This window comes from Halomonas sp. MCCC 1A11062, from assembly GCF_021404355.1.
Classification (GTDB): Bacteria; Pseudomonadota; Gammaproteobacteria; order Pseudomonadales; family Halomonadaceae; genus Halomonas; species Halomonas aerodenitrificans.
Window position 1 is genome coordinate 1 of the sequence record NZ_JABFTW010000041.1, and the last position, 17,334, is coordinate 17,334.

The 17,334-nt window shown below is 62.6% G+C and carries 13 protein-coding genes and 1 pseudogene; 4 read left to right on the forward strand and 10 right to left on the reverse strand.

Features of this window, described 5'->3' with window-relative positions:
- The first annotated feature begins 310 nt into the window (after positions 1–310).
- From HOP58_RS22305 to HOP58_RS22315, 3 genes are all read left to right on the forward strand, one after another.
- Positions 311–598, forward strand: coding sequence for a CbrC family protein (locus HOP58_RS22305; RefSeq protein ID WP_234261807.1), 288 nt, complete (start codon positions 311–313; stop codon positions 596–598).
- 207 nt (positions 599–805) lie between these two features.
- Positions 806–1,255: a GNAT family N-acetyltransferase gene (locus tag HOP58_RS22310; protein ID WP_346657496.1), complete on the forward strand. Its 450-nt coding sequence runs from the start codon at positions 806–808 to the stop codon at positions 1,253–1,255.
- 281 nt (positions 1,256–1,536) lie between these two features.
- Positions 1,537–2,025, forward strand: a complete 489-nt coding sequence (locus HOP58_RS22315; RefSeq protein WP_234261810.1) for a hypothetical protein — start codon at positions 1,537–1,539, stop codon at positions 2,023–2,025.
- A 110-nt stretch (positions 2,026–2,135) separates the two neighbouring features.
- On the opposite strand, the gene guaD is transcribed toward HOP58_RS22315, so the two are convergent.
- From guaD to xdhA, 4 genes are all read right to left on the reverse strand, one after another.
- Positions 2,136–3,458, reverse strand: coding sequence for a guanine deaminase (guaD, locus tag HOP58_RS22320; RefSeq protein WP_234261811.1), 1,323 nt, complete (start codon positions 3,456–3,458; stop codon positions 2,136–2,138).
- Positions 3,459–3,636: 178 nt separating this feature from the next.
- A complete protein-coding gene (gene xdhC / locus HOP58_RS22325) occupies positions 3,637–4,503 on the reverse strand; it encodes a xanthine dehydrogenase accessory protein XdhC (protein ID WP_234261813.1) in 867 nt (288 codons plus the stop codon).
- Positions 4,503–7,043 (reverse strand): xanthine dehydrogenase molybdopterin binding subunit, encoded by a 2,541-nt coding sequence (xdhB, locus tag HOP58_RS22330; protein ID WP_234261815.1) that lies wholly within the window; start codon positions 7,041–7,043, stop codon positions 4,503–4,505. The genes xdhC and xdhB overlap by 1 nt, the downstream gene beginning before the upstream one ends.
- Positions 7,027–8,499, reverse strand: a complete 1,473-nt coding sequence (xdhA, locus tag HOP58_RS22335; RefSeq protein WP_234261817.1) for a xanthine dehydrogenase small subunit — start codon at positions 8,497–8,499, stop codon at positions 7,027–7,029. The genes xdhB and xdhA overlap by 17 nt, the downstream gene beginning before the upstream one ends.
- Before the next feature lie 279 nt (positions 8,500–8,778).
- Here xdhA and HOP58_RS22340 point away from each other — a divergent pair, with 279 nt between their 5' ends.
- Positions 8,779–9,456 (forward strand): TetR/AcrR family transcriptional regulator, encoded by a 678-nt coding sequence (locus HOP58_RS22340; RefSeq protein WP_234261819.1) that lies wholly within the window; start codon positions 8,779–8,781, stop codon positions 9,454–9,456.
- 435 nt (positions 9,457–9,891) lie between these two features.
- On the opposite strand, the gene HOP58_RS22345 is transcribed toward HOP58_RS22340, so the two are convergent.
- From HOP58_RS22345 to HOP58_RS22370, 6 genes and pseudogenes are all read right to left on the reverse strand, one after another.
- Positions 9,892–10,836: a sel1 repeat family protein gene (locus HOP58_RS22345; RefSeq protein WP_234261821.1), complete on the reverse strand. Its 945-nt coding sequence runs from the start codon at positions 10,834–10,836 to the stop codon at positions 9,892–9,894.
- Positions 10,837–11,104: 268 nt separating this feature from the next.
- Positions 11,105–11,857, reverse strand: coding sequence for a sel1 repeat family protein (locus tag HOP58_RS22350; protein WP_234261823.1), 753 nt, complete (start codon positions 11,855–11,857; stop codon positions 11,105–11,107).
- Positions 11,857–12,780, reverse strand: a complete 924-nt coding sequence (locus HOP58_RS22355) for a sel1 repeat family protein (RefSeq protein ID WP_234261824.1) — start codon at positions 12,778–12,780, stop codon at positions 11,857–11,859. Before HOP58_RS22355 ends, HOP58_RS22350 begins: the two co-directional genes overlap by 1 nt.
- 87 nt (positions 12,781–12,867) lie before the next feature.
- Positions 12,868–16,005 (reverse strand): hypothetical protein, encoded by a 3,138-nt coding sequence (locus tag HOP58_RS22360; RefSeq protein ID WP_234261825.1) that lies wholly within the window; start codon positions 16,003–16,005, stop codon positions 12,868–12,870.
- Complete coding sequence (locus tag HOP58_RS22365) at positions 16,002–16,835, reverse strand: DUF4123 domain-containing protein (RefSeq protein ID WP_234261826.1); 834 nt, start codon at positions 16,833–16,835, stop codon at positions 16,002–16,004. The genes HOP58_RS22360 and HOP58_RS22365 overlap by 4 nt, the downstream gene beginning before the upstream one ends.
- Positions 16,820–17,334, reverse strand: a pseudogene (locus HOP58_RS22370) (DUF2345 domain-containing protein); the annotation flags it as partial. The pseudogene HOP58_RS22370 and the gene HOP58_RS22365, both read right to left, overlap by 16 nt.

Sequence of the window (17,334 nt, forward strand, 5' to 3'; positions counted from 1 at the left end):
AGGGTAGAATCGGTCATGGCGTATCCACTCATGTTGATTGAGATCTTGGTCGTGATCAATCAACAGGATACGCCACCCTTCCTACCTCCTCCCATACACCAGAAATCACCATAGCTCCTGCATGGTTCACACGCGCTTCTTTTCCGCAGAGCCAGAGGCATCTCAAGAGTTCGACCTCATGGCTGTCGCCCTTGATTCAATCCTGCGCTCTTTCCCAGACGACAATGATTTGATTGACTCAGTAGGTCAGTTCGTGGAGCGGTTCCCGTGACGCGGCCTAATTCAGGCGTTAGCGGCACGAAGGCATGCAATGACCATCGAAGCAATCCCCTCATTTAAGTATCACCCAGATCCTATCGGCACCGGTGCTATCGCGGCTAGTGATCAAGTGTGCGAGTGCTGTGGCAAGGCCAGGGGCTACGTCTATAAGGCCTCCTTCTACGCTGCTGATGAGATCGACTCTATCTGTCCATGGTGCATCGCTGATGGGAAAGCGGCCAAGAAGTACGATGGGATGTTCTGCGATGATTATCCTCTCGCGGAGGCCGGCATCGATTCAGCCATACAAGCGTGTGATGACCGCGATAGACACTCTTGATCAGGGCGTCGATCAGGGCGCGAACCACGGCGTGATCGTGAGCAGGGCATGGCTGCTCGCCGGCAGCACAGCCACCGCGGCCTGCGGTTCCGGGCACGGCAACAGTTATTTCCTTATGGCTAAGCCTTCCCCACAAAGCCGCGCATTCTAGCAGCGCTCAGCGTCCATCCCAGCGAGGAAGCAACCTTGGACATCCGTGTTGATGACGTGCGAAGTCAAGAAGTTATCGAGCTAATACGAGAGCATCTTGAGTCGATGGCGCCGACGGCTCCTCCTGAGAGCCGTCACGCACTCGACCTCGATGGGCTACGTGGCCCGGACGTTACTCTTTGGGCGATGTGGGACGGGGCGGAGCTCGCCGGTATTGGAGCACTCAAGCGCCTTTCACAGACTCACGCCGAGATAAAGTCCATGAGGACCGCAAAGCCCTACTTGCGTCGGGGTGTTGCGTCACGCCTTCTTGCGCACATAATGCATGTGGCAAAATCAAGCGGTTATAGCCGGCTTAGTCTAGAGACCGGGTCGATGGAGTATTTCCAGCCAGCAAGGGCGCTATACGCTTCATTTGGCTTTGCTCCATGTGCTCCATTCGGAGACTACCTGGAAGATCCGAACAGTGTCTTCATGACTATCTACATAGATAAGGCCAGCGCTTAGCAAGCGGCTGAAAACCGGCGCAAAGGTTTACAGGTGTTCCCTGCCGCCTACACTGCCGTGCAGATGAAGCATTCAACGCAGCATCAGGAGGCTTCATGGCACCACGCAGGCTATCGCTCGTTCCCTCAATCGTAACCGCTGCTCTCATGCTCAGCGGCTGTCCGTCGCCGGGGAATGGCGAGCCGCCGCCGACGACCGAAACAGCCGCTACCTCTCAACCCGAAGCGGCGCTTGCGCCGCTTGAGGTAGGCGACGAGGAGATCCGTGCGGCGGATGGATCCGTGCTGCTCAGCATGGAAGATGTGCCGGGCACGACTCGCGTGGATCAACAGGCTGAGTTTGGTGCTGCGGAGCGCTTTCAGGAAGCCTCGGTTTCGCCGGACGGTGCCTGGCTCGCCGTGGTCACTTCGGGGGCAGCGCACAGCGCCGGCTGGCTTGTCCGAGTGGAAGCGCGGGAGCCAAAACCGGCTGCGTTCCAGTATGGCGGCAATATCACCATCGGGCCGTGGAGCGATGATGCGCGGAGGGTGGTCTTCGTGCAGGAGGGCCCTGCGGGCGGTCGCACGCTGACAGTGGTCGATGCAGAGCGGCTGGGAGAAACGGTGGAGGAGAGTGCCATACCGGTGCGCAGCCCCGAGCATGACGAGCTGGCACCTGAGGAGCGCGTCTACGAGGCGCTGGCGTGGAGGAACGGAGAGCTGCTTTTCCGGGTGGGTGGCGAGCGCTGGATCTTCGATCCGGATAGAGATGAGGTACGGCGGGAGGGGTGAGCCTTCGAAGCATTAGGTTTCAAAACTGGATTTCACACTGAATTTCAAATCGTGGCGAGTGGTCCTCATGAATTCTGAGAACCACTCGCCATTTTCGTTTCAGGCTTGGTCTAGGCCTGGTCGCGCTGGTGCTGGCAGCGTCCGCTGGCCCAGGTTTCCAGTATGCTGCGGTCGTCGCCCAGCATCATCAGCGCGAACAGTCGCTCGCCGAGGGTCTTGCAGCGGGCGTGACGACGCCCAAGCAGCGGTGAGCCGTCGGGGTCGATGACGACGAAGTCGGCTTCCATGCCGGGGGCGAGGCGGCCGATCTTGTCGTCCAGCGAGAGCGCCTTGGCGTTGCCCAGGGTGAGGCCGTAGAGGCTTTGCCAGGCGGTGAGCGGCTGGCCGCGCAGTTGGCCAACCTGATAGCCGGCCTTGAGCGTGGCGAGGCCGGAGAGGTCGGTGCCGCCGCCGATGTCGCTAGCGTAGGTGATGTTGAGGCCGACCTCGCGTGCCGCCAGGCGGTCGAACAGGCCGCTGCCGAGGAACATGTTGGAGCTGGGGCAGAAGGCGATGTTGGCGCCGCGCTCGGCCAGCCTGCAACGCATTTCCTGGTCGAGGTGAATGCCGTGGGCGAAGGTGCTGCGTGGGCCGACCAGGCCGGACTGCTCGTAGACTTCGAGGTAGTCGCGGCTCTCGGGGAACAGTTCGGCCACCCAGTCGAGTTCGCCGGGGTTCTCGGAGAGGTGGGTCTGCAGCCACAGGCTCGGGTCGTTGCGCAGCAGGCCGCCGGTGGCGTCGAGCTGCTGGCGGGTGGAGGTCGGGGCGAAGCGCGGAGTCAGGCTGTAGCCCAGGCGCCCTCTGCCGTGCCACTCGCCGATCAGCCGTTCGGTGTCGCGAATGCCGCCGTAGGTGTCGTCGCACAGCGCCTCGGGGGCGTTGCGGTCCATCAGCACCTTGCCGGCCAGCATGCGCAGGTCGCGCTCGCGGCAGGCCGAGAAGAAGGCTTCCACCGAGGTGGGGTGGCTGGAGCAGAACACCTGGGCGGTGGTGGTGCCGACCCGCAGCATCTCGTCGAGGAAGGCATTGGAGATCACCTCGGCCCGCTCGCGCTGGGCGAAGCCGCACTCTTCGGGGAAGGTGTACTCGTTCAGCCAGTCCAGCAGCTGTCGCCCGTAAGAGGCCATGATCTCCAACTGCACGTAGTGCACGTGGCTGTCGATGAAGCCGGGCATCACCAGCTTGCCGCGGTGATCCACCGTCTCGATGCCTTCGGGCAGGCGTGGCGCCAGCGTTGCGTAGTCGTCGATGGCCTTGATGCGGCCGTTCTCCAGCCACAGCGCGCCGTCGGCGTAGTGACGCACGCTGCCTGCGGCGGGGCTGTCGCCTTCGCCGGGATCGGCATCGAAGCTCAGCAGTTCGGCGCGTATTACGCGGGATTCGTTGTTCGTCATGATGTCAGGAGCTCATCCGTGTCTGCGGTAGTCGGAGCTGATCCGGCGGCAGGCCTGCGAGGAGGCGCTGTGAATCCTTCCCTGGACGCTACCTTCGCCATCCATGGCGAAGGACCTCCTCTTTGGCCTGCCCCCGGCGCTCCTCAGATGCGTTCGGTGGAATTGCCTTTGGTATTGATCAGTTAAACAGAGCGCGTAGTTCGACCGGCGCCAGGCCGCGTTGATCGGCGCGTTCGGCATTGCCCACCATCGGCAGCAGTTCGGCCAGGGCGGCGATGGCGATGGCGTAGGGCGTCTTGTCGCCGCCTCGGGTCGGTTCGCCATTGGCGTCCCTGGTCATGCCGATGGGGCAGCGCACCCGGGCCAGGGCCGCGTCGTCGTGGCCGGCATCGGTGAGCCGCGAACGGAAGCTGGCCCACTTGCTCTTGGAGCCGATCAGGCCGATGGAGGCGATGTCGTCCCGCTGGAGCAGGGCGTCGACCAGGGCGCGATCCTCGGCGTGATCGTGGGTCAGCACCAGCGCGTGGCTGCCCGCCGGCAGTGCCGCCACGGCGGCCTGCGGGTCCGGGGCATGACGGCAGGCCAGGCGCGACTGATCCTTGGCCCAGGCGGGGAAGACGCTTTCGCGGCTGTCGTGCCACAGCACACGCCAGGGCAGCGGGGCGGCCAGGCGCACCAGCTCGTTGCCGACGTGGCCGGCACCGAAGATGGCAAGCGTAGCCGCACTGCCGGGGAATACTTCCAGCAGCACGTTGACGAAGCCGCCGCAGCACTGGCCGCTGCGCCCGCCCAGGGCGAAGGCTTCGAGGCTCATGCCGGCTTCGCCACGCGTCAGCTTCTCGCGGGCGGCGTCGATCACCTGAAACTCGAAGGTGCCGCCGCCCAGGGTGTCGAACACTTCGCTCTCGCTGATCACCATGCGTGCGCCGGGCTCGCGGGGCGTGGAGCCGGCGCTGGTCACTACCGTGGCCAGCGCGTGGGGCAGCCCCTCGCGCTGCAGCCGGTGCAGCGCTTCGTGCCAGGGAGTGGGCCGTGGCGCGTTCATTACGGCGCGCCTCGTTCCAGCTGCGCGCTGTCGTAGCGGCTACGCAGCTCCTCGGCGGCCAGCAGCACCCGTTCCGGCGTGGCCGGGGTGTCGAGCCGCGGCGCTTCGGCGTAGTCGGCCAGGCTGGCCAGGGCGTCGCGCAGCGCCGACCACACCGCCATGCCGAGCATGAAGGGCGGTTCGCCCACCGCCTTGGAGCGGTAGATGCTGGCCATGGAGTTGGGGTGGCCCTCCATCAGCTTGACGTTGAACACCGGCGGCAGATCGCCATAGGTCGGGATCTTGTAGGTGGCGGGGCCATCGGAGATCAGCCGGCCGGCCTCGTTCCACTTCAGCTCTTCGCTGGTCATCCAGCCCATGCCCTGAATAAAGCCGCCTTCCACCTGGCCGATGTCGATGGCCGGGTTAAGCGAGTCGCCCACGTCGTGCAGGATGTCGACCCGCTCGACCTGGTACTCGCCGCTCAGGGTGTCGACGCTGACCTCGGCTACGGCGGCACCGAAGGCGTAGTAGTAGAAGGGGCGGCCCTGGCCGACGTTGCGGTCGTAGTGGATCAGCGGCGTGGCGTAGAAGCCCTTCTCGGAGAGCGAGATGCGGTTGAGGTAAGCGGTCTGGACCAGCTCGCCCCAGGGAATGCGCCGCTCGCTCTCGCCGTGGCCCGCCACCAGGTGGCCGGCTTCCATGCGCATCTCTTCGCGGTCGAGGCCCTGATCCTTGTAGAGATGTTCGTGGGCGAAGTCGAACAGGCGCTGCTTGAGCTTCACGCAGGCGTCGCGGGCGGCCTGGCCGTTGAGGTCGGCGCCGCTCGAGGCCGCGGTGGGCGAGGTGTTGGGCACCTTGTCGGTACGGGTGGCGGTGATGCGCACCTCGTCGACGTCGAGCCCCAGCTCTCGGGCCACCACTTGGCAGATCTTGGTGTGCAGGCCCTGGCCCATCTCGGTGCCGCCGTGATTGATCATCACGCTGCCGTCGGTATAGACGTGCAGCAGGGCACCAGCCTGGTTGAGGTGCTTGGCGGTGAAGGAGATGCCGAACTTCACCGGCGTGAGCGCCAGGCCGCGCTTGATGATCGGGCTCTCGGCGTTGAACTCGGTGATGGCACGGCGCCGCGCCCAGTACTCGCTGGTGGTTTCCAGCTGTTCGACCAGTTCGCGCAGCAGTTTGATCTGATCCACCTGCTGACCGTAGTGGGTGGTCTGCCGGCCGGGGCGGTAGAAGTTGCGCTTGCGCACCGTTAACGGGTCTTCGCCGATGCGCCGGGCGATGTCGTCCATCGCCGCTTCAATCACCATCATGCCCTGGGGGCCTCCGAAGCCGCGGAAGGCGGTGTTGGAGGCGGTATGGGTGCGTGCGCGGTGGCCGGTTACGCGAGCTTCGCCCAGGGAGTAGGCGTTGTCGCTGTGGAACATGGCGCGGTCGACGATGGCGTCCGAGAGATCGGGGGAGTAGCCGCAGTCGCCGATCACGGTGATCTCGCCGCCCTGGATCACGCCCTGCTCATCCACGCCGAGGCGGTAGCGGTTGTGGAACGGGTGGCGCTTGCCGGTAACGCGCATGTCGTCGGCACGGGGCAGGCGCACGCGGGTGGTACGGCCGGTGCGCCGGGCGACCAGCGCGGCGATGCAGGCCCAGGGCGAGGCCTGGGTCTCCTTGCCGCCGAAGCCGCCGCCCATGCGGCGCACTTCCACGGTCACGGCGTGGAACGGAATGCCGAGCACCTCGGCCACCAGCTTCTGGGTCTCGCTGGGGTGCTGGTTGGAGGTGTGCACGATCACGCCTTCGTCTTCGGTGGGCTGCACCAGGCAGGCCTGACCCTCAAGATAGAAGTGCTCCTGACCGCCGACGAACTGCTCCGCCTCGACCACGTGGGCGGCGCTGGCCAGAGCCTGCTCCCAATCGCCGCTCTGCTGCACGTGGGTGGGGCGCACGAACTCGCCGCGCTCGGCGGCGGCCACCGGATCGAGGCAGGCCGGCTGCTCGTCGATCTCGGCGATGCCCTGGGCCAGCGCCGTGTTCACCGCCTCGCGGGCGGCGCGATGGCTCTCGGCGGCCACGGCGAACAGCACCTGACCGACGTAGCTGATCTCATCCTCGACGAAGATCGGGTCGCCCGGGAACACGGGGCCGATATCGGTGTGTCCCGGCACGTCGTGGAAGCCGACCACGTCGACCACGCCAGGCATGCTGCGCACCTTGTCCAGATCGAGCCGGGTCAGGCGGCCATGGGCCACGGGCGAGAGCGCCAGCGCCACGTGCAGCGCATCGGCCGGGGCCTTGAGATCGTCGATATAGGAGGCGCGGCCGGTGACGTGCTTGATCGCGCTCTCATGGAAGCGCGAGTTGGGATGAGTACCTGGCGTGACGGTATCCCGCGCCAGCGGGCTGGCGCCCTTGATCTCGCCTTTGAGTTCCTCGCGGGCAGCGGCGGAGTCCGCGCTCACGTCGGCAGTGGCGTCTTTTTCAAGCTCAGGCGCGGTTTCGGGCGCCTTGGACTCGGGCGCGGTTTCGGGCGCCTTAGAAAGCTTAGTGAGCGTACGCATGGAGCATCACCTCCCGGGGGCTGTCGGTGTCGGCCTGGGCGATCGAAAGGCGCAGGCGCTCGAGCAGGTTGGCGGCGGAGAGCCGGCGGTAGTGAGCGCTGCCACGCACGTCGCTCATGGGCTGGAAATCCTTCGACAGGGCCTCGCGGGCCGCCTGGAAGACCGCCAGGTCCGGCGCCTTGCCTTCCAGGGCCGCTTCCGCATTGGCGGCCCGCTTGGGGATCGCTGCCATGCCGCCGAAGGCCAGTCTCACGTCGCGCATCACGCCGTTCTCCAGGCGGTAGGCGAAGGCGCCCAGCACCGCCGAGATGTCGTCCTCACGACGTTTGGACAGCTTCCACACCTTGAGAGTTTGGCCCGCCTCGGGGCGCGGCAGGAAGATCGCGCGAATGGCCTCGCCCTCGCGCAGCGCGGTGCGCTTGTAGTCAAGGAAGAAGTCGTCCAGCGGCAGCTCACGTTCACCCTCGGGGCCGACCAACCGCAGACGCGAGCCCAGCGCCAGCAGCACCGGCGGGGTGTCGCCGATGGGCGAGGCGTTGGCGACGTTGCCGCCCAGGGTGCCGCGGTTGCGCACCTGCTGGGAGCCGAGGCGGTGCAGCAGGTGGGCGAAGGCATCGTAGTGCGCTTCCAGCAGCGGTTCGAGGCGCGAGTAGGTGACGGCGGCGCCGATCCACCAGCCGTTGCGGCCATCTTCCAGCGTGGCCTCGTCGATGTCGTTGAGCTCGGCGACCCGGGTCACGTCGATGACGTGCTCGAAGCGTGCCAGGCGCTGGTTCGATTCGAGCCACAGGTCGGTGGCGCCGGCAACCAGCCGCGCCTTGGGGTGCCGCTTCAGGCACTCGGTGAGTGTCGCAAGCGTGGTGGGCTGCATAAAGGCGGCGTCGGCATCGGAGGCATGCGATTCGGCCTTGGGCTCTGCTGTCTGGGTCTCTGCGGCGGCGTCGAGCCACAGCGGGCGATTCTCGGGATGCTGGTTCATGCTCAGAGCGGCATCGCGGATCGGGCGATAACCGGTGCAGCGGCACAGGTTGCCACCCAGCGCGGCTTCCAGGCGCTGCGGCGTGAGGGGAGCGGGGGTATGGCGCTGCTGCTCGTGCAGGGTGAACAGCGACATCACGATGCCCGGCGTGCAGAAGCCGCACTGGCTGCCGTGGCACGCGACCATGGCGGCCTGGGCGGGATGCAGCTTTTCGCCCTGGGCGAGGCCCTCGACGGTGACCAGGTAACGGCCGTTGAGCTGATGCGCGGGGGTGATGCAGGCGTTGGCGCTGTGATAGCGCAGTTCGCCATTGGGGCCGGGTTCGCCGATGGCCACCGTGCAGGCGCCGCAGTCGCCCGAGGCGCAGCCCTCCTTGGTGCCGGTAGCGCCGAGCGTATCGCGCAGCAGCTCCAGTACGCTGGTTTCCGGGGTGGCTTCGCTTCTGCACGGCCTCCCGTTGAGCATGAAGTCGATCATCGCCTTGTCTCTTGTTGGCTATGTCTCTTTGACATTGTGGTTGTTGGTAAAAGCTGTGACACGGTCGTTATGGCGTGACGCACGCTGCCAGTGTCGGTTCGTCCGTTTTCGATGGTTGTTGATCAGTGATAGTTGACCAAATGGTCAGGATGTACTCAGCATGGGCCAGAATGTCGCACTTTGCAAGAGCCAGTGGCGCCGATGGTCTCATTTGCAGGAACAGCCGCGGTGGGGCACTCTCTTGGCATCCCACCACATTCACAGGGCAGGGGCCTGTCGATGACCGACGTGACCGAAACCGAGACCTTGCAGCCTGTACGGCCGGGTGGCGAAAGCAATGGCGCCACACGCGAGCGCAACGAGCGCGAGATACTCGAAGCCGCCGAGCGGGTGTTCGCCCGCTTCGGCTATCGCGGCGCCAGCGTTCAGGCCATCGCCGAGGAGGCGGGGCTGCCCAAGTCCAACGTGCTCTATTACATGGGCAACAAGCGTGGCCTCTACGTGCGGCTGCTGGAGCGTATGATGGCGCGCTGGAATGCCTTGCTCGACGACATCAGCGTGGAGGACGACCCGGCCGAAGTGCTGGAGGCCTTCATCCGTAGCAAGATGCAGCTCTCCCGCCAGCACCCGGAAGGCTCGCGTCTGTTCGCCGCGGAGATACTCGGCGGTGCGCCTTTCCTGCAGGGCTATCTGCGCGGCGAGCTGCGCGAGTGGGTGCGTACCCGGGCGAGAATCTTCGAACAGTGGGCCGAGCGCGGCCTGATGGATCCGGTCGACCCGGTGTGGCTGATCTTCCTGATCTGGTCGGCCACCCAGCACTACGCCGACTTCGAGGCCCAGGTGCTGGGCATCATGGGTCAGGACGAGATCTCGGATGCCGACGTGGAGCGGATCACCCGCTTCCTGACCCAGGTGATCCTCAAGGGGTGTGGGGTGAGGCCGCCTGGGGGCGGGTGAAGCCATGAATACGGCAAAGGATGATGTAAGGCAACGGCTCGAGTCTCTCCCTGAAGACTGTACGATGGAAGATATCCAGTACCATCTCTACGTCGTAGAAAAGGTACAGCGAGGCAGTCAGCGTGCTGAGACCGAGGGGGCTCTGAGCCAACAACAGGTCGAGAGGAAGCTGGCAAAGTGGCTCGAGCGCTAGCCTGGTCTCCAGAAGCGCTCGAGGATCTGGAACTCATCGCCGAATACATCGAGCGAGATTCGGCCTTCTATGCACGGGGTTTATTCCAAGTAAGGCTGCATCTCGATCCACTCGGAAAAGCCGCATCCATTCATCCTTTGCGGCTTGAGCTTGCTCATCGAGCGCCAAGGCAGTGGGTATTGCTAGAAGCGGTAGCACCACAGCTGCCAGTGCCGCCGCGATTTTGAGTCCGCTTATCGGCATCAGAAGCCAAATTTGTCTGGAAAATGGGAGAGCGGTGGCTCGCGGTTGAGCCATTCTTCCATCATTCGCTCGCCTTCGGTACGTTGTTCAGGAGTGACGTTGTCTCCGTAAATACGTAGGGCTCGTTCAGAAGTAGTGCCGGGTACCTCTTCACTAATAGCGAGAAGAATAGCCCAGCCTTTAGCGGGATCTTTCTCTGTTTGACAAATCTCGCGCTCTTCAGCATCAGGGACGATATAACAAGCTGCTTGCCAGCGTCTGCCGTTAATATGACCGGCCTCAGAGGCTTGCACCATCCATTCCCAGGCTTCTTCAAGACGCCCAAGGTTGTTCAATACAGATGAAAGATCATTCATAGCCGGGGCATAACCGGCTTTGGCGGCCCTGCGATGCCATTCCGCTGCTGCTTCCAGACGTTCGGTCTCCGTGGCGTAGCTCTCCTCATCGTCACGCGCTAAATGGCCGAGCCAGTTCATGGAGTCCAGATTACCGGCCTCAGCCGAGCGCAGAAGCCAATCCATAGCCTCATCGTGCTGGTCAAGGTAGGTATAGATATCGTAGAGCGCACCCATGGCATCGGCATCTCCCGCCTCAGCCTTGGGCAACGTGGCGACGAGAGCCGCTTCACGCCAATCGTTGCCATCTTCGGGGCAAACGTCACCTAGCTCGCAGGCACTGCCATCATAGAGGCGCAGCATGGCATAGGGCTCACCTGCTTGAGCGGCCCGGTGGTACCACTCCAAGGCGGCTAGCGAAAGCCCACGACTTAACAGGCGGTTCGCTTCGCCCAGGTAGTACATGGACTCAACGTCACCATGTTCAGCGGCTTGCTCCAGGTAGGGCTGCATTTTAATCCATTGATGAATGCCCCATAGCCGCATGCCTTCATCTTTCGCGCCTTGCTCACCTTCGCTAAGCAAAGCCCAGCCGGTCGTCGGGAGCATCAGTAGTGCCAGGAGCACACCTGTTCCGACACGTGACATCATCAGAAGCCGTATCTGGGTGGAAACTCAGAAAGAGGCGGCCCCTTATCCAGCCACTCTTGTGCTAAGGCTTCAGCCTCTTTGCGCTGCTCTTCCGTGATGAGGTCACGATTTCTATTCATAATATTTCTTGCGGCTCGCGTCCCAGCCTCTTCTTCCATGGCGGTCAGGATGGCCCAGCCTTTGACTACATCTTGCTGAACTTGGCAGCGCTCATCCTTGTCAGGTTCTAAATAGCACCAACCCACTCCCAGTCGACTACCAAATAGCCTTTTTCTGATGCCTTTACCATCCATTTCCATGATTCTTCAAGCTTGTTTCTGCACCTTAGAATTCCGCTTAAGGTTGCCATTGCCGGAATAAAATCTTGCTCAGCAGCCTGCCTCACCCAACCTTCTGCAACTTCTAGGCGCTCTGCCTCATCGGCTATATAGGCCTCATCATCACGAATTAATCCTCCTAGCAAATTCTGTGATATTGGATCACCATGTTCTGAAGCTTTTCTAAGCCAATCTATCGCTTCTGTTCGTTCACCCAGTGCGGCATACACATGAAACAGCGTGCCCATCGCTTCAGCATCGCCGTCTTCAGCTTGGGGGAGGGTGATGACCAGCGCAGCCTCCGCCCAGTTATCACCACCGTCGGGACAAATTTCTGCGAGCGTACATACATTGCCCGATTCGAGACGTAGCATGGCATAAGGATCGCCTTGTTGAGCAGCCATGTGGTACCAGTCCAACGCCTCACGCGTCATACCCATGTGAGCGATACGATGCGACTCACCTAAGTAGTACATGGCCTCGACATCACCTGCTTCGGCTGAAATCTCAAGCTTGGGAATGGCATCAAGAAGATAACCAAGGTTATAGTCGGCCATCCCCTCGTCTTTGGCGGTCTGCTCACCTTCGCTAAGCAGAGCCCAGCCGGCCGTTGGGAGCATCAGTAGTGCCAGCAGCACACCGGTTCCGACCCGTGACAGCATCAGAAACCGTACCTCTCTGGAAAGTCTGATAATGCCGGGTCATTAGAGGACCATTTTTCGACCAAGGGTTGGGCGGCCTCTCGCGCTTCCTCTCTCTGCTCATCCGTCAAAAGGTCATGCCGAAGCCTCATGACTCGGCGAGAATATTGGTCGTTCAGGACCTCTTGCATGGCTTCTAACACTGCCCACCCTTTGATAGGATCTGAGGCAACGATGCAGTCAACACTCACGCGTGGATTAATATAACAGTCCGCTATGCCAAGCAAGGCAGTAGTGGATCCTTCCTCTGCGGCTTTTTCCCCCCACTCCCAGGCTTCTTCAAACCTTTCCTGAGCTGATAGCACTGAGTTCAAGCCAAGCATTGCCGGCACATAGCCTTGCACCGCTGCTTGTCGAAACCATTCTTCCGCTAGCTGTTGGCGCTCATCCTCATCAGGAGTGAAATTGTGGTCTTCATAAATAAGAGTGCCCATCCAATGCTGTGAGTAAGGACTGCCCGCTTCAGCTGATTTTTCGAGCCACTCAATGGCTTGCTGATGCTCCCCAAGAGCACCATAAATATTAAACAACGCTCCCATGGCGTAAAGGTCACCTTCTTCAGCCTTTGGCAGCGTAATTTCCAGCGCAGCCTCCGCCCAATTATCACCATCGTCGGGGCAAATTTCTGCGAGCGTACATACATTGCCTGATTCGAGACGCAGCATGGCATAGGGATCGCCTTGTTGAGCAGCCATGTGGTACCAGTCCAACGCCTCACGCGTCATGCCCATATGAGCTATGCGATGCGATTCGCCAAGGTAATACATGGCCTCGACATCACCTGCTTCGGCTGCAATCTCAAGGTTGGGAATAGCGTCAAGAAGATAGCCAAGGTTATAATCAATCATCCCCTCTTCTTTAGCGGCTTGCTCACTTTCGTCCAAGAGGGCCCATCCTGCTTGTGGCAAGAGTAACAGGGCTACCCCCAATAGGATCCTAATCTTTGACATGATCGCTACCTATCGAAAATTTCATGCGCGCAGGTGAGTGCTTAACTGTGCTGATGCTTGCTCATAGCTTTCACGGGCTCGCCCGGCCTGCCTTGTCATGAGTCCCACAGAACCGCTGGCTGTTTTCATAAAGTTATCCAATTTATACTTATTATTCTGGAAGTCCAAGTCCGCAAAATTTGTCGTCCGCCGTCCATTGACGGTCATGCGAGCCACGGCCTTGGTGAACAATAGCTGGGCGGGGTGGGCCCCGCTTTCGGGCCTGCGGCCGTACACATTACGCCTCATGCCATCCACGATCCATTCCAGACAGTTGGCGATGGCGATCTGCTGGTAATCCAGCGCTCTGGCTGCACTGAAGGTCGGGCTTTCATCCCCACCATCCCCACCATCCCCACCATCCCCACCATCCCCACTTAAGCTGACCATGGTCTGGCGATCGGCAGTCGCGTCCACCGAAAAGGACTGTGGTGTGCTGATCAGCAAGAATAGCAGCGATCCCAAGGCTTCTGGCGTCAGTTGTTGGACCCATCGGATACGCTGATTCTCCTGTTTGCGACTTAGCGGGCGCGACAGGGCAAGGGCAATCGGCCCGGCCCGCTCCGAGCGACTGAGCTCGTTGCGCAGGCTCCGGAACCACTCGCGCCCCCTCGCCAGCAGCAGCCCGGTGTTCAACAGCGTCAGGGTCAGGACATAGCCCAGGTTGCTGAATTCCTCGAAGGCTTCTTCGTCCAGCCAGTCCAGGTGTTCGTAGTCGTTGGCTGCCAGGTCACGATGCAGCATGGTGAGCCACAGGTCCAGATGGCGGTTATCGAGCTCCATGCTCAGGCTACCACTCGCACCGGGGCCGAAGAACAGCCCCGCCTTGGCACGCAGCACGAACTTGCCGTTGTGGATGCCAAGCTGGTAGTCGAATTCAAAGCCTTTGCCCTTGCCGACTTCGCGGCTGCCCTTGACCATGCCCAGGCTGCGCCACTCCTGCAGTTGCCTCACCTGGTTACGCCGGGTGAAGTCGTCCATGGCCTGGTGCATCGGTGCGCGCATCGCGATGTCCTCTGGCGGCTCCCAGCGCAGCTCGCAGCGACTCTCCAAGCCGCCGCGCACTCCGGCGAAGGCCTCGAGGTTGGCACCGACTCCCAGCCGCGATACGTGATCGCCAGTGTCGACATTCAGTTCACGGTCGATCGACAGGCCAATCTTGCCAGTGAGCGCCAGGCTGGCACCGGCAAACCCCTTGGCCACCGTTTCCAGGCGCAAGGCATAACGGCCCAGGCTGCGTTCCTCGTTGTCGCGAGCCGCTAATCTCACCGAGACGTGTGGAGCCTCATCGGCCTTGGGGAGTTCCAGCACCCCCAGGCTCACCTCGCCACGTGCCAGATGGTAGACCCCCTCCAGCTCCCACTCCTGTCGTAACGGCCCATCGCTGGCGTCGGCGTTGACGTCAAACTGATGGGTTTCCAGCTCGCCTTCGAGCGGTTCGGCCAGCCGTACCGGACCAGCGAACGACACGGGAATTTCATCTTTCAACTCCCCTTGGGTCATGCCCACCAACCGCAACATTTGCGCTTGGGCGCTGGCGTCAAACAGCCGCAGGGTGTCTTTGGACGGCCCGGTGAACAGAATTCGCTCCAGCGTCTCGCCCCAGCCAGAGCGGGTTGCCTCATCCGCCAGGCTGGCGATTTCGTAGCCCTTAGCGTCCAGGTCGGCGAAGAATCGCTCAGGCTGAAACAGTCCCAGGGCGTCGTCGTGCCACTCGCCACGCCAGTCGATGGGTTGGCACCCTTTGAGCGAAAGCCAATGGCTGAGCGCTTGTTCCGGCGCCTCCCATAACGCTTCCGGCAGGACTCCATCGATCACCAACAGCGGGGCCACGGCGTTGCGTTCGGCGGTGGCCATACGGTCCATCAGCACGTGCAGGCTGACATGGCTCAGGGAGCGCTCGCCGCCCGCCGCGCAGTATTCACGCAGCGGCCAGTCGTTACGTACCAGCACGTCCAGTTGGCGTTTCTCATAGCCGAACGCGTTGCGCTCGTCCGCCAGGTCGGCCTGCCAGAACAGGACGCGATGCGGACGCATGGCTTCCGTTGCACGCTTGGCCCGCTCGTGCAAGTCATCGAGTTCGTCGCTCATGCTCTGGTAGCGGTCGCGCTCGTCGCTGAACAGGAACAGAGGCAAAGCGGTATGGCCGCCGGTGCTGGCCTGCCACTCGCGCAGCTTGGTTTCCACCTCGGCGAGCAGTTCGGCTTGTTCACGCAGCACGTCGTTGTAGCGGTCGAAGTCACTGATACCGTCCCTCACCGCGGGAGCGGCTGGAGAGGGAGCGGCCAAAGCGTATTCCGGTGTGGCAAACCCCAACGCGGCGAGGTCGAGAATGCTTTCCAGATAGTTACCGTACAGGGTGCCGCTACGCAGCTCTTCCATGGTGAACATGTCGGCCAACTGGCACTCGGCGTTGGCAGCATTCGGCGTTTGCGTTTCGCAGCGCTGAATGAAGTCTTGATACTCGGTCAAGGCTTCCTGCAAGGTACGCAGCGGCGCCATATCGTCTTCATCCGCACTGGGCGGCATGACCCGTGAACGCCGAACGGCGTCACGTCTCGCCAGACGATAACGCTCCAGTGCTTGCTGGATCTCCTCTTCCCAGGGCCCATAAAACCTGTCGCCGGCAATTTCATAACCAGCACTTCGGGCGATGCGTTTCCCTTCCTGATAGAGCCGTTGTTGCTCTTGAATGATGGCCGCCATTTCGTAGCCGCCGGTCATACGCTGCCTCATTGAGGTCTCCGGGTCCCGAGAGCGGGCCGGCACGTCTTCCAACTGCCGGCTGAGTCGCTGATACCTCTCACGGTCTGCCTCACTGAGAAAGCTGACCGGCGACGCGGGCAGAAAACACTCCATGATCCCGGCGTGCTCGGACAGCGTGGCGTTGCGCTGATCCGGATCCTCAATACTGGCCCACTGATGAAGTTCATGAGCGGCCTCATGCAGTAGCTCAGCGGCGTCTTCGGTCAGCAACCAGAAGCGGCCGGTGCCGACCAGATAAAGAATGTCGACCCACTCCGTTGGCTGACATACAAGCCGGCTCTCTCCGCTGATAGAGCCACCCGGAGCGGTTGATGGTGTAAACGGGGGCCACTCAGTGGTGTTTTCCTGACTCATGCAGATGTCTCCAACGCGTCGACTTTCTTCCCGGCCGGCATGGCCGCTTGAAGAACCTCCAAGGTGGTTGCCTGAGCCCACCAGTCCGTCTCGGGATTCTGTGCTTGCTTCACTTTCGGCATCAGGCGCTGGAGATGATGGGCCTGGAGGATACCCGCTGCCTCGAGCCGTCCCAGCCTTTCCATCCACGCCGGCGGCAGCGCCGAAAGCGGCGTCTCGGTTGCCCGGCTGAGCCACCAGGCACGCGGGCTCTCCTTGAGGGCCTGTTCCAGCGCTTCGGTCAGTGCTGGGGCTTCGCCACGTTCCTCGGTCGGTTGCCATCTTTGCCAGTGCGTCAGCGACGTGGGCGTGATGACCTGCCCCAGCGGCCCGATGAGTTGGGCGTAGGCGCTGTCGCTACTGGCGGCGAGCAGGGCCGTCCAGGCGGCGGCATCCTGCAGGTTCACCAGCGACTGGCCGCCGTGCGGGTCATCGAGGATGAACAGGCGTCGAAGATGATCAGCCATGTCGTTCAGGGAGGTGGCCTGGGCCGGTTGGAAGAGCCAGCCGAGGCGCTGCCCGGCACATAGCGAGCCGATGGCCTGCCAGGCGTCACTGCCCGGCGTGAGTTCGACCAGCCAGGGGCTGGCTTCGAGCAGCGGCGACAGCGGCGTGCCGGCGAACAGGGTCAGGTAGTCGTGCCAACCGGGCTGGCCCACGAGTGCGGCGCAGCGCTCTGGGGCGCGGCGCTGATCCAGCACCGCATAAGCAGAGCGCTGGGCTTCGAAGCTGCCCGATAAGGTCTCGATACGCTGGCTGCGCTCGTCGATTCGACTCAACCAGCCAGGCATGGGCAGTCTCCCCGGCTGCAGGTGGTCTCGCTCAGCTTGCCGCACAGCGGCAGCAGCGTGGCTTCGCTGAGCTGATAGTCCTTGAGCTTGGGCAGCACGGTTGGCGGTATCGCCTCATGCACCTCCGGCACGGCCCTGCCCGGCAGCAGCGGTGTCTCCACTGCCTGGCCGGAACCCGAACCGGGGCTGCCTCCGGCGTTGATCTTGACCTTGGGGCCGACCAGGGTGACGCCGCCGCCATCGAGCTTGAGGAAGCTGCCGCCGGCGTTGAGCGTCATTTCGCTGCCGGCTTCGAGCACCACCTTGTGGCCGGCCTTGACGTGCAGTTCGCGGCCGCATTCGCTGAGCCAGGCCTGGCCGGCCTTGAGGTGCAGGGTACCCTGTACCGTGAGGTGCTGGTTGGCGACGGTTTGCTCATGGCGCTCGCCGCGCACGGTATGGTGCTCGTCGGCGTGGATCTCGCCGATGCGGTCGTGGTGCACGGTGAGGAAGCTGTCGT